The organism is Mesorhizobium sp. M1403 (assembly GCF_040317695.1).
GTDB lineage: Bacteria > Pseudomonadota > Alphaproteobacteria > Rhizobiales > Rhizobiaceae > Mesorhizobium.
This window is the reverse complement of record NZ_JAMYKY010000028.1, coordinates 25,291-37,163: the sequence shown is the minus strand read 5'-3', so window position 1 is coordinate 37,163 and position 11,873 is coordinate 25,291. Positions and strand designations below refer to the sequence as shown.

The following is an 11,873-nucleotide window of genomic DNA, read 5'->3' as shown; positions in this document are numbered from 1 at the left end:
GCGCTCCAACGCTGGCTACCCCCTCTCCCCGTCTCTAGACGGGGAGAGGGTAAGGGTGAGGGGCAGCGCAAACGCCGCAGAAGTTCGCAGAACGTCGGTGGCAGCTCAGTATGACCATTCTCGACCCGAAATCCTTCCTTATATCCATCTTCAACGCCGCCGTTGCCGCCGCCGATCCCCAGAGGACGATCAAGAATCATTTGCCGGCAAGGCCGAAGGGCCGCACGATCGTCATCGGTGCAGGAAAAGGCTCGGCGCAGATAGCGGCGGCTTTCGAGAAAGTGTGGGACCGGCCGATCGAAGGTTTGGTCGTCACCCGCTACGGCTATGGCGCGGCCTGCCGGCGCATCGAGATCATCGAGGCGGCGCATCCGGTGCCGGATGCCGCCGGGCTGGAAGCTTCGCGACGGCTGCTCGAAAAAGTCCAGGGACTGACTGCGGACGACCTGGTCGTAGCGCTCATTTCCGGCGGTGGCTCGGCGCTGCTGCCGTCACCCGCCGAAGGTCTGACGCTGGCCGATGAGATCGCCGTCAACGAGGCGCTGCTCGCCTCCGGCGCGCCGATCGCCGCGATGAACACGATCCGTAAGCACCTTTCCACCATCAAGGGCGGCAGGCTGGCGGCCGCCGCATATCCGGCCAAGGTGGTCTCGCTGGTGGTATCAGACATTCCGGGCGACAATCCGGCTCTGGTCGCTTCTGGTCCGACCGTGCCGGACATAGGCAGCCGTGAGGACGCACTGGCGTCGATCGCTGCCTATGGCATGAAGCTGCCGGCTTCGGTCATGGCGCATATCAAGTCGCCGGCGGCCGATGCGCCACGTCCGGACGATCCGCGTTTTATCCGCAACGAGGTGCATCTGATCGCTTCGGCCGGCGTCTCGCTGGAAGCAGCAGCGGCCGAAGCGAAGCGCCGAGGTATTCAGGCCGTCATTCTCTCCGATTCCATCGAGGGCGAGGCACGCGAGGTCGGTGGCATCCACGCCGCAATCGCGCGCGAGGTGGCGACGCGCAGCCGGCCATTTGCAAAGCCGGTGCTGATCCTGTCGGGCGGCGAGACGACGGTGACCCTGCGCGCGAAAGGCAAAGGCGGCCGTAACTCGGAATTCCTGCTCGCCTTCGCCATCGGCATCACCGGCATGGCGGGCGTGCACGCACTGGCCGCCGACACCGACGGCATTGACGGTTCGGAAGACAATGCCGGCGCCTTCGCCGACGGCTCGACAGTTTCGCGGATGCGCGCGGCGGGCGTCGATGCCAAGGCCATGCTTGCCGGCAACAACGCCTGGACGGCATTCAATGCCGTAGATGACCTTTTCGTACCCGGTCCGACCGGCACAAACATCAACGATCTCCGGGCGATATTGATCAAATAGCTCAGGCCGCCATCAGCCTTTTCACCGCTCTCATATCCTGCAGGAACCGCTCGCGTTCGGCCCGCTTGTCCGCCGGCTCGCGAATGCGCAGAATGAAGGACGGGTGGATGGTGACGAAGACACGCAAGCCATCGTCGCGCTCCACTACCGCCCCGCGCATCTTCATGATCGGCACCACCTTGCCGAGCAGCGCCTGCGCTGCAGTGGCGCCGAGTGCCACCGCCAGGTTGGGCTTGATCAGATCGATCTCTTTGTCCAGCCACCAGCGGCAAGCCTGCACCTCGCCGGCATTCGGCTTGGCGTGGATGCGCCGCTTGCCGCGCGGCTCGAACTTGAAATGCTTAACCGCGTTGGTGACGTAGACTTTCAGCCGATCGACGCCGGCATCATCCAGGATCGCGTCGAACACCTTGCCGGCCGGACCGACGAAAGGCTTGCCCGCCAGGTCCTCCTGGTCGCCCGGCTGTTCGCCGACGAAGATCACCTTGGCTTTATCAGGACCCTCACCGAACACGGTCTGCGTGGCATCGCGCCATAGCGGACAGCGGCGGCAGATCTTGGCCGTTTCGCGCAGTTCAGGAATCGTCCTGGCGTCGATTTCTGTCGTGTCCGGGGACTTGCTTGCAGGCAAGCCTCTCGACTGCACCTTGGCATGGTGCGGCGTCGGGGTTGTCTGCATCCTGGCGATCATGACTAAGGCGGCCTTGTTCGCTCCTGCAATCAGACACGCAATGAGCAAAGCCCGCCGAAGGTTCCGCTGAAATTATTCCGCATGGGCCTTCACCGGTAGATGGCCGACGATGTGAAGCCCTAAACCTCGTGCAGATAGAGGTGATAATCCAGTTCGCTGACCGTACGCGCCACGCGCAGATATTCCGACTGCTTGATCGCCACGAATGTCCGGTGCAGGTCTTCGCCCAATGCGCCCTTGAGGAAGGTCGACGCCCTTGCCGCCTCGATCGCGGCACGCCAGTCGACCGGCATCGTCGTGCGCGTGACGGCGGATTCGTAGCCATTGCCGGTGGTTTCAGGGCCGGGGTCAAGACCTTCGTCGAGACCCCTAGTGATGCCGGCCAGCACCGTTGCCGCGACTAGATAAGGGTTGGCGTCGACGCCCGATGGCCGGTGCTCGATGCGGCGGTTCTTGGCATCGCCGGCTGGCACACGCAGCGCCACCGAACGGTTGTTGACGCCCCAGGTCGGCGCCACCGGCGCATAGGATTGCGATACGAAGCGCCGCCATGAATTGGCGTGCGGCGCGAACACCAGCATCGATTCCGCCATCGTCTGGATCAGTCCGCCGAGACCGCGCAGCAGCGGAAGCGACCAGCTTTCGCCGCCGGCTTCGGCAAAGACGTTCTTGCCGGCATCATCCAGCAGCGAGACATGAAAATGCATGCCAGAGCCGGCATACTTCTCGATCGGCTTGGCCATGAAGCAAGCGGTGACACCATGACGGCGTGCCTGCGCCCGCACCAGCCGCTTGAGCATGACGAGATCGTCGGCCGCCCGCATCACGTCCTTGCGGTAATTGAGCGTCAGTTCGTACTGGCCGGGCGCATATTCCGAGATGACCGTCTCGGCCGGGATGCCTTGCACCTTGGCCGCGGCATAGATGTCGGAAAACAGCGGCTCCATGCCGTGCAGATGGTCGACGGAATAGACCTCTGTCTTGGCCGAGCGGCGGCCGTCGAGCACCGCATGCGCCGGCTGCACCTTGCCTTCGGCATCGCGCTCATTGGCGAGCAGGAAGAACTCGAGCTCGAAGGCGCCGGCCGGATGCAGGCCCTTGGCCGCGAGGATATCTACCTGGCGGGCGAGCGCCAGCCGCGGGTCGGACGACATTGGCTGGCCATCGAGATGGTACATCGCCATCAACACCTGGCCGCGCGGCGGCTGGGTGCCGAACAGCGGCACCAGCGTGCCGGGGATCGGCCACGCCCGCAGGTCGCCGTCGCCGGTCGTCCAGATCAGCCCGGTCTCGTGAACATCCTCGCCGGTGATGTCGAGGCCGAGGATCGAGATCGGCATGTGCCGGCCGCCCTCGAAGATGCTCATCAACTCATGTCGGCGCACGATCTTGCCGCGCCCCACGCCATTGGCGTCGGTCAGCACGATGTCGAACGCTTCGATCTCCGGATGGGCGTCGAGAAAGGCCTGCGCCTCGGCGGGCGTCGAGCCCGAAGGGGATGCCGTGACCAGGTTCAAACTTTGCTTGGGCGCTTGTTTCATGCTGCCAGCTTGTCTCATGCCGTAAGCTTTGCCGCAACCGCGCCGAAGGCGGTGATCAGCCGGTTCACCTGGGCGGCGCGAGTTGCCGGCGAGATCAGCATCATATTGTGGAACGGTGCGATCAGCACGCCGCGATTGACCAGCGCGACATGCATCGCCGCTTCGAGCTCCGGCGCATGCGCCCTCTCGGCTTCGCCGCCATTCCTCAGCGGGCCTGGCGCGCAGATGAACTCGACGCGGGCGCCGACCCGAGCAACATGCCAGGGCAGGCGATAGCGATCGATAACGGCAGTCAGCCCGGCGTCGAGCCGCCGCGCCAGATGGTCCATATGGCTGTAGTTCTCGTCGGTCATGACGTCTTCGAGCGTGGCACGCATCGCCGCGAATTGCAGCGGATTGGCCGACAGCGTTGTCCCCATGCCGGAATAGCCGGGCTCTTTCCGGCTGATATAAGCGGCATAGCGCGCCGCAACGCCTTCGCTCATGCCCCACACACTCGCCGGTATGCCGCCGGCAATCGGCTTGCCGAGCACGAACAGGTCCGGCTCCAGCCCGTATTTGCTTGTATAGCCGCCGGGACCGGTCGAGATCGTATGCGTCTCGTCGATTAGAAGCAGCGTGCCGGTCGCACGGGTGAGACGCCGCAAGCCGTCATGAAAGCCGGCTTCGGGCAGCACCATGCAGGAATTGGTCAGCACCGGCTCGGCGATGACGCAGGCGACATCGTTGCCCTGAAGTGCGGCCTCAAGCGCCGGCAGATCGTTGAACTCGACGATATCAGTTGCCCGCGTCAGGTCGCGGAATTCGCCGGCCAGTCCCGGTCGGTTCACCGCTTTGCCGTCGACCAGCCGGACCATCGTCTCGTCGACCGAGCCATGATAGCAGCCGTTGAAGACCAGGATCTTCTCCCGGCCGGTAACGGCACGGGCAACCCGCAGCGCGAAGCGGTTGGCGTCGGTTGCCGTCGTCGCGATCTGCCACAACGGCAGACCGAAGCGCTGTTGCAGCAGCGGGCCGATGGCGAGCGCGTCCTCGGCAGGCAGCATGTAGGTCAGACCGCGTCCGGCCTGCCGGCGGATGGCGCGGGCGACCGGCGGCGGCGAATGACCGAACATCGAGCCGGTGTCGCCGAGGCAGAAATCGTCGAGCCGGTTGCCGTCGATATCTCTGATGGTGGTGCCTTTGGCCTTATCAACGAGGATCGGGAACGGCGTCGGCCAGTCGTTCATCCAGTGCATCGGCACGCCGCCGAAGAAGCCGGGCAGGCCATTGCCGATTTTCGCCATCGATTTCGGCCGCGCCTGGCGGAAGGCTTCTGCCTCGGTCTCGCGCAACTCGGCAATCCGGGCCGGGCCGATGCCGCCGATGGAAGTCTTTGAATGGTTGATGACGTTCATGGCGGGCCCTCTCCGCCGCACTTTAGACAATCGGCATCCGCCACCGCAATTGGCCGGGCGGCTGCCCTGTGTTGGGTCAGCGGTCATTTGAATGGAACAGGCGCTTGACCGCGAGCCGCCTTCGGGCGCCAATGGCACTTCGGTTGGAGGGGACACGATGGTGCGGGCGATCATCTGCGCGGCAACGCTGCTGTCGTCGGTTGGTGCGGCTTTGGCATCCGGCGGCATCTGGTGTTCCGCCGAGGATGCAGCCGTCAAATTTGAGGTCGATGCCGGGGTCACCAGAGGCATGGGTGGGCCGACCTTCAATTTTCGCGGCGAGCTCGAAATTCTGGGCAGGCCAGCCGGCGACAGTCTGCGCAAGACTGTGTTCGAGGATCAGAACCTCACGCAATATTGGCTCGACAACAAGGAATTGCGGCTGCTCGTCTATCGCGAACGGCAGGTCGAAAACGCCTACGGCTATGTCGAACTGGCGATCCTGACCAAGGCCAGCGACGAAGGCGTCTTTGACGGCCGCTATTTGCTCTCAATCTATGATGTAACGGCCGATGCCGAAAAGGACGGCAAGCCGGCTGAATTGACCGGCAAAGTATCTTGCGGAGCCGACTAACGGGCTAGGCGGAAATGTCGATGACGCCGCAATCGCCGGCGGCGCTGCCGAACGCGACACGGCGCTCTTCCTTGTCCCACATCATCGATGTGATGGCGCCCTTGCCTGGTCGGCGCAACAGCACTTCCCTGGCGTCGGCGAAGCGCACCGCCATCACCATGCCGTCATCATACCCTACGGCCACTACATCTTGGCTCGGATGGCAGGCGACGGAGGTGACCATCGCATTGCCGCGCGTGCCGAGTTCCAGCGGCGCCTTGCCCATCGGCCCATCCTTGCCCGAAAACGGCCAGACGATCGCCGCCGGCGCGCCGGAACTCGCCAGCCATTTGCCCTTGGCGCTCCACGACAGGCTTTTGACCTTGCCGGGATAGCCGGACATCCGCATGTGCTTGCCGTCGGCGAGTTTCCAGCCATGCAGCGCGTTTTCCTGCATTGTGGTGACGACGAAGCCGCCGTCCGGCGAAAACGTGATGCCGGTGTGGGCGCCGGCCCATTCGAGCTCGACCGGCTTGCCGTCGGCGGCCGGGAAATGGAGCGTCGCGCCATTGTAGCGGGCAACGCCGAAGCGCATGCCCTTGGGCGAGAAGGCCAGCCCCTCGACCGAGCGCGGATGCGAGAATTCCCTGGTCTTGCCGTCGGCAAAACGCACATAGGCAATCTTGCCCGAAGCATAGGCAACAGCGCCTTGCGGCCCGGCGGCGACGCTGGTGATCCATTTTTTTCCTGCGGTCGCCAATTCCGCAGTATTGCCGCCTGCGGTCACGGCAAAGATCTTGCCGTCCTCACCGCCGGTGATCAGCCGGTCGTTTGCGGCATCGTGAAGGGCGGCGAGCAGCCCGTCATTGGCCTGCACCGTCTTGTGGCCATGGTCGAGCCGATGGATTGTGCCGTCGGCCAGCGCGAAATGCGGCACGTCGCCAAGGAACACGGCGGCGAGGCAGTGGCCTTCGAGATCGAGCGGGGCGACTGTCGGCATGAGAGACCATTCCGTTCGAGATTTCTGCTGCCCCACCCTTAAGGGGTTGAGCTGCGGGTCTCAACCCGTGCTTCGGATCGTCGTGAGGAGAGAGCGCCAGCGTTGCGGGCGCCCCTTCTCCACAAGGGGAGAAGGGGGAAAGGGCAGCTAAATCAAGCGGCCTGGCAGGCCTGGAAGCTTGTCTTCAGCCGCTCGGCGTCGAGTTCGCGGCCGATGAACACCAGCCGGCTCTCGTGCTTCTCGCCGTCCTTCCAGGCGCGTTGGTGGTCGCCTTCGATGATCATGTGCACGCCCTGGATGACATAGCGCTCGTCATCGCCTTTCAGCGCGATGATACCTTTCAGCCGCAGGATGTTCGGGCCTTCCATTTGGGTGACCTTCTCGATCCACGGGAAGAACTTTTTCGGGTCCATCTCGCCGCCGCGCAGCGACACCGACTGCACCGTCACATCATGGATGTCGGAAGGGTGCGCGTGATGATGGTCATGCCCGTCATGATCGTGATGATCGTGGCCCTCGTGATCATGGTGATCATGATCATGATGGTCATGATCGTCATGCGCCTCGAGGAAGTGCGGATCGTTCTCCAGCGCCCGGGACAGGTCGAACGCACCGCGATCGAGCACCTCGGACAGCGCCACGCCGGCGCGTGTGGTGCGATGGATGCGTGCCGCCGGGTTGATGGCGCGGATCGTCGCCTCCACCTTGCTCAGCTCTTCGGGGGTGACCAGGTCGGTCTTGTTGAGCACGACGACATCGGCAAAGGCGATCTGGTCCTCGGCCTCGCGGGAATCCTTGAGGCGCAGCGGCAGGTGCTTGGCGTCGACCAGCGCCACCACCGCATCGAGCCTGGTCTTGGAACGCACATCGTCGTCCATGAAGAAGGTTTGCGCTACCGGCACGGGATCGGCGAGGCCTGTGGTCTCGACGACGATGGCGTCGAAGCGGCCGGGCCTGCGCATCAGGCCTTCGACGACGCGGATCAGGTCGCCGCGCACGGTGCAGCAGATGCAGCCATTGTTCATCTCGTAGATTTCCTCGTCGGATTCCACGATCAACTCGTTGTCGATGCCGATCTCGCCGAACTCATTGACGATGACGGCGTAGCGCTTGCCATGGTTTTCCGAAAGGATGCGGTTGAGCAGTGTCGTCTTGCCGGCGCCGAGATAGCCGGTAAGGACGGTAACGGGGATCTGCGTCTGTGCGTCGCTCATATTGTGCCTCGAATAGGGATTGTCGGCTCCATATAGGATGTGTGCTCCGCTTTTGCACGAGGCAAACCGATGGGCCAAAGAGGCCGGTATTGCCGAACTTTCCTCACATTGCCGAACGTTCATTGGCGCGGGCTGGCGGTGGGGCCTAGATAGGGCGAGGGGTTGTTCGCACTGAGGAGGCGCCAGATGTCCGACAAGTCCTTGCCACTAAGCCGGCGGCAGGCTCTCGGTCTTGTAGCGGTCACCACGGGCGGCATATTCCTGCCCGCCGGCGTAAGGGCCGGGCAGGTCTCGCCCTATGCCGGGCTTGCTTTGTTCAAAGCCGGTGCCGGCGTCTGCGCCATCACGCCCGAGGTCACAGAAGGACCGTTCTATTTCGACCCGAAGCTCGAACGCGCCGATATCACCGAGGGCAAGAAGGGCGTCGCCCTCAATGTGCGGCTGCAAATCGTCGACGCCGCCTGCCGGCCGCTTCCCGGCGCACGCGTCGATATCTGGCATTGCGACGCCCAGGGCGCCTATTCCGGCTATCCCGGACAGGGCGACGGGCAGGATATCGACACGTCCGGCCAGAGCTTTCTGCGCGGCTGGCAGAGAGCCGATGAAAGCGGCATCGCTTCTTTCGCCACCATCTATCCCGGCTGGTATCGCGGCCGCACCACCCACATCCATTTCAAGATCTTCCCCGACGACCGCTCGGCGATGACCGGCCAGATGTTCTTCCCCGACAGCTTGAGCGAGCAGATATTCGCCACCGTCGCGCCCTATAACGATCGCCCCGGCAAACGCGATACATCGAACACGCGGGACGGCATTGCCCGCCAGGCCGGGCCGCTGTCACAGGCAGCGCTGCGGGAAATGGCGGACGCCTATCAGGCCTTGATGGTGGTCGCGGTGAAGGCCGGTTGAGGGCGCCTCGTCACGTCGCCATCCAGCCGTCGCGGAAAGTCGTTTGTCATCTAACTGAAATAAACATCTGGCATTAGCCACGGCGAACACCGCGATGCTTGCCGGCAAAGCTATTTTCCGAGCCGGAATGTTTTCGATCGTCATTGCCAATCGGCGGCCTGCTTCTATGCTGTCCGCACCGGTTCGGCCGAGGAGGGATGAGCATGGCCAAGGCGGACAAGACTGCAACAATGAGCCGGCTGCATTCGGCGGCGCGGCTGGCGCGCACGGCGCTCGCCGCCCGGCTTCTGGCGCATGGCTTCTATGCCGGTCAGGACCAGATCATGCTGGCGCTCGACCGCGAGGACGGGCAGACGCCCGGCAATCTTGCCGGCCGCCTCGGCGTGCGTCCGCCGACCATCACCAAGACCATCAACCGGCTGCAGGCGCAGGGTTTTCTGGAAAAGCGGGCCTCCTCCGCCGATGCCCGCCAGGCGCATATTTTCCTCACCGACACCGGCCGCGAAATTATCCACGCCATCGAGAAATCGGTGAAGAAGACCGAAAAGCAGGCATTGAAGGGTCTCGACAAGAAGGATCAGAAATCGCTGTTCAAGCTGCTTGCCCGTGTCGAAGCGAATCTTTCGAACGGCGAAATGGTGCTCCCCGATGACGAACTGGATATCGAGGACAAGATCCTTGAATAGGTCACGCGTTCGCCGCTGACGGCCGCCGCGTCAGTGCCGACCAGCGTCCGGGTGTGACGCCGAACGCCTTCTTGAAATGCCGATTGAAATGGCTTTGGTCACTGAAGCCGGCTGCGATGGCGATTTGCGCCAGCGGCTCGTCGCATTCGATCATCCGACGGGCTCGTTGAAGCCGGCGCATCAACAGGAACCGGTGCGGGCTGGTGGAGAAGGTGGCGCGGAAATGCCGCGACAGGGCATAACGGTCCAATCCGGTGATCGCCTCCAATTCATCCGAACGTACAATCCGCGCGACATTTTCCTCCAGATAGTCGCGCGCCAGACTGGCGGCACGCCACGCAGTTTTCGCTATCGGTTTCGCCGGCTGACCGGCGTGCCGGGCCAGGCTTTGCATCAGCTGCGTCATGAAATCGACCACAAACAGCTCGTCCAGTTCCTGATCCAGCGGCCCGAGCGCCGAAAGCAGCGTCGCGCGGAAATCGCGGTCTGTCATCACGGCATCCCCGACAAACGGCAGTGACCCGCCGCCGAGGCAATCGAGCATCAGGGATGGCTCCAAATACAGCATTCTGTATCGCAAGCCGTCTTCGGTGCCGGCGCCGCCATCGTGCATTTCGTCGGGATGAAGGATAATGATCTGGCCAGGCAGGCTCTGATGCGTCGCGCCGCGATAGCGGAAGCTCTGTATGCCATAAAGCGTCACCCCGATTGCATAGGTGTCGTGGCGATGGAGATCGAAGGCGTTGCCGTGGAACCGGGCCTCGATGCGTTCCATGCCGGCAGTACCGGGTGCCGATACGATGCAGTTCTCGGCTGCATCCACGCACAAACGTCCAAGACCCTGAAAGGCTTCCCCGTCTAGACCGTGCGGCATCGCTTCACTCGCAGCCTCGGATTGGCCCCCTTTCGGATTGGAAACTGTCGCATGTTCGATACGAAATTTGCAATCGTGCTCAGGGACGATCTTCCCGTCTGGCAGAAGCTCAACGTCACCGCCTTTCTGACCAGCGGCATCGTCGCGCAGTTTCCCGACCTCATCGGCGAGCCCTACCGTGACCGCGCCGGCAATATCTACAACCCGCTATCGATCCAGCCGGTCATCGTGCTTTCGGCAGACGGCCAGGCGCTCGGAACGATCCAGCGGCGGGCGCTGGAGCGTGGTGTGACGGTTTCGCTCTATGTCGAGGAAATGTTTTCGACTGGGTACGATCTGGCCAACCGTGCCGTCTTTGCCGAATTTGCGCCGGAGGATGCCAAGGTGGTCGGCATCGCGCTTCGCGCCGAAAAGAAGCTCGTCGACAAGATCACCAAGGGTGCCCGCATGCACACCTGACTCTCCGGCCACCAGGAACAAAACTGAGCCTGTCGTCGCCTGTCGGTGTGCCAGCCTCTTTTGGCTTGCCCGCTGGCGACAATTCCCGCATTGGTGAGGGACTGCCTTGCTTCCCGTCCGGCCTGAAATTGAATGCTCCCCCAAGACAAGACGAAAGCGCGACGTCGCCGGCGGCGATCCTGTGCATGCTTTCCGTCTATGTGTTTTTCACCTTCCTCGACACCAGCAGCAAGTACCTTGTGCTGGCTGGCGTCTCGGCGCTGATCGTCGCCTGGACCCGCTTCGCGGTCCATGTCCTGCTTGTCGGCGTCTTTCTGCGCGGATGGCGTGAGCCGTTGCGTTTTCGTCCCGCCAACCTGCCGGCGCATCTCACGCGCGGTCTGCTCCTGTTCGGATCGACCATGTTCAACATTCTGGCGCTGCGGACGCTGCAGCTGGCGGAAACCACCTCGATCTACTTCTTCGGCCCGATGGTGATCACCGCGCTTGCCGGTCCGTTGCTCGGCGAATGGGCCGGCTGGCGGCGCTGGCTGGCGATCATGAGCGGCTTTGTCGGCGTCCTCATCATCACCCGGCCGGGCATCGGGGTTTTTGGCGTCGGCCATCTCTTTGCGCTCGGCTCGATGCTATCGAACAGTTTCTACGTCATCATGACGCGCCGTATGTCGGCGACGGAAACCTCGGAAAGTCTCATCCTGTTTTCGGCGCTGGCGCCGGCCGTGCTGCTGCTGCCGACACTGCCGTTTTCGCTTTCGCTGCCACAGGATGGCTGGCACTGGTTCATATTGCTGATGCTTGGCGTCTTCGGCGCCATCGGCCATTGGCTTCTTGTGCAGGCCTATCGCCTTGCCACCACCACGGCCCTGGCTCCCTATCCCTATTCGCAGATGATCTGGATGATTATCTCCGGCCTGATCGTCTTCAACCAGTTTCCCGACCGCTGGACGCTGGTCGGTGCCACCGTCATCGTCGCCAGCGGCCTCTACATCGTCCACCGCGAGCACCGGCTTCGCTTGCACAACCGCGCGACGCTGGACGCGGAGGCGGAAGCGCTGGCAAAAAAACTTTGATTTGCTCGGGATCGATGGCATAAGAGCCGGCCTTTAAACAGTTTAAATTGCTTCGGGAGCGCAG

The 11,873-nt window shown here is 63.1% G+C and carries 12 protein-coding genes; 6 read left to right on the top strand and 6 right to left on the bottom strand.

Annotated features, from left to right (window positions below):
- The first annotated feature begins 110 nt into the window (after positions 1-110).
- A complete protein-coding gene (locus NKH01_RS29350) occupies positions 111-1,376 on the top strand; it encodes a glycerate kinase type-2 family protein (RefSeq protein WP_352591821.1) in 1,266 nt (421 codons plus the stop codon).
- A 1-nt stretch (position 1,377) separates the two neighbouring features.
- Here the strand turns inward: NKH01_RS29350 and NKH01_RS29345 are convergent, their stop codons facing one another.
- From NKH01_RS29345 to NKH01_RS29335, 3 genes are all read right to left on the bottom strand, one after another.
- Positions 1,378-2,100, bottom strand: coding sequence for a UdgX family uracil-DNA binding protein (locus NKH01_RS29345; protein ID WP_353023721.1), 723 nt, complete (start codon positions 2,098-2,100; stop codon positions 1,378-1,380).
- A gap of 86 nt (positions 2,101-2,186) precedes the next feature.
- Complete coding sequence (locus NKH01_RS29340) at positions 2,187-3,608, bottom strand: glutamine synthetase family protein (protein WP_352547943.1); 1,422 nt, start codon at positions 3,606-3,608, stop codon at positions 2,187-2,189.
- Between the two features lie 14 nt (positions 3,609-3,622).
- Positions 3,623-5,005, bottom strand: a complete 1,383-nt coding sequence (locus tag NKH01_RS29335) for an aspartate aminotransferase family protein (protein ID WP_353023690.1) — start codon at positions 5,003-5,005, stop codon at positions 3,623-3,625.
- 91 nt (positions 5,006-5,096) lie between these two features.
- Between NKH01_RS29335 and NKH01_RS29330 the strand changes: the two genes are divergently transcribed.
- A complete protein-coding gene (locus NKH01_RS29330; protein ID WP_353023688.1) occupies positions 5,097-5,618 on the top strand; it encodes a hypothetical protein in 522 nt (173 codons plus the stop codon).
- A 4-nt stretch (positions 5,619-5,622) separates the two neighbouring features.
- On the opposite strand, the gene NKH01_RS29325 is transcribed toward NKH01_RS29330, so the two are convergent.
- Positions 5,623-6,597 carry a WD40 repeat domain-containing protein gene (locus NKH01_RS29325; RefSeq protein ID WP_353023686.1) on the bottom strand — a complete coding sequence of 325 codons (975 nt, stop codon included), beginning with the start codon at positions 6,595-6,597 and terminating at the stop codon, positions 5,623-5,625.
- A 152-nt stretch (positions 6,598-6,749) separates the two neighbouring features.
- A complete protein-coding gene (locus NKH01_RS29320; protein ID WP_352591810.1) occupies positions 6,750-7,811 on the bottom strand; it encodes a CobW family GTP-binding protein in 1,062 nt (353 codons plus the stop codon).
- Between the two features lie 186 nt (positions 7,812-7,997).
- Between NKH01_RS29320 and NKH01_RS29315 the strand changes: the two genes are divergently transcribed.
- Positions 7,998-8,720, top strand: a complete 723-nt coding sequence (locus NKH01_RS29315) for an intradiol ring-cleavage dioxygenase (RefSeq protein ID WP_352591807.1) — start codon at positions 7,998-8,000, stop codon at positions 8,718-8,720.
- A gap of 203 nt (positions 8,721-8,923) precedes the next feature.
- Complete coding sequence (locus tag NKH01_RS29310; RefSeq protein WP_023718061.1) at positions 8,924-9,406, top strand: MarR family winged helix-turn-helix transcriptional regulator; 483 nt, start codon at positions 8,924-8,926, stop codon at positions 9,404-9,406.
- Position 9,407: 1 nt separating this feature from the next.
- Here NKH01_RS29310 and NKH01_RS29305 read toward each other — a convergent pair whose 3' ends face one another.
- A complete protein-coding gene (locus NKH01_RS29305; protein ID WP_023718060.1) occupies positions 9,408-10,280 on the bottom strand; it encodes an AraC family transcriptional regulator in 873 nt (290 codons plus the stop codon).
- Between the two features lie 51 nt (positions 10,281-10,331).
- Between NKH01_RS29305 and NKH01_RS29300 the strand changes: the two genes are divergently transcribed.
- Positions 10,332-10,739, top strand: coding sequence for a DUF2000 family protein (locus NKH01_RS29300; protein WP_023718059.1), 408 nt, complete (start codon positions 10,332-10,334; stop codon positions 10,737-10,739).
- Between the two features lie 185 nt (positions 10,740-10,924).
- The gene (locus NKH01_RS29295) at positions 10,925-11,809 is read left to right on the top strand and encodes a DMT family transporter (RefSeq protein ID WP_352484377.1); all 885 of its coding nucleotides are present in this window, start codon (positions 10,925-10,927) and stop codon (positions 11,807-11,809) included.
- The last annotated feature ends 64 nt before the right edge of the window (positions 11,810-11,873 follow it).

Coding starts and splice junctions, on each gene's coding strand:
- NKH01_RS29320 (WP_352591810.1), bottom strand. CDS start 7,811: ATGAGCGACGCACAGACGCAGATCCCCGTTACCGTCCTTACCGGCTAT.
- NKH01_RS29335 (WP_353023690.1), bottom strand. CDS start 5,005: ATGAACGTCATCAACCATTCAAAGACTTCCATCGGCGGCATCGGCCCG.
- NKH01_RS29330 (WP_353023688.1), top strand. CDS start 5,097: ATGGAACAGGCGCTTGACCGCGAGCCGCCTTCGGGCGCCAATGGCACT.
- NKH01_RS29350 (WP_352591821.1), top strand. CDS start 111: ATGACCATTCTCGACCCGAAATCCTTCCTTATATCCATCTTCAACGCC.
- NKH01_RS29325 (WP_353023686.1), bottom strand. CDS start 6,597: ATGCCGACAGTCGCCCCGCTCGATCTCGAAGGCCACTGCCTCGCCGCC.
- NKH01_RS29300 (WP_023718059.1), top strand. CDS start 10,332: ATGTTCGATACGAAATTTGCAATCGTGCTCAGGGACGATCTTCCCGTC.
- NKH01_RS29310 (WP_023718061.1), top strand. CDS start 8,924: ATGGCCAAGGCGGACAAGACTGCAACAATGAGCCGGCTGCATTCGGCG.
- NKH01_RS29340 (WP_352547943.1), bottom strand. CDS start 3,608: ATGAAACAAGCGCCCAAGCAAAGTTTGAACCTGGTCACGGCATCCCCT.
- NKH01_RS29305 (WP_023718060.1), bottom strand. CDS start 10,280: ATGCCGCACGGTCTAGACGGGGAAGCCTTTCAGGGTCTTGGACGTTTG.
- NKH01_RS29315 (WP_352591807.1), top strand. CDS start 7,998: ATGTCCGACAAGTCCTTGCCACTAAGCCGGCGGCAGGCTCTCGGTCTT.
- NKH01_RS29295 (WP_352484377.1), top strand. CDS start 10,925: ATGCTTTCCGTCTATGTGTTTTTCACCTTCCTCGACACCAGCAGCAAG.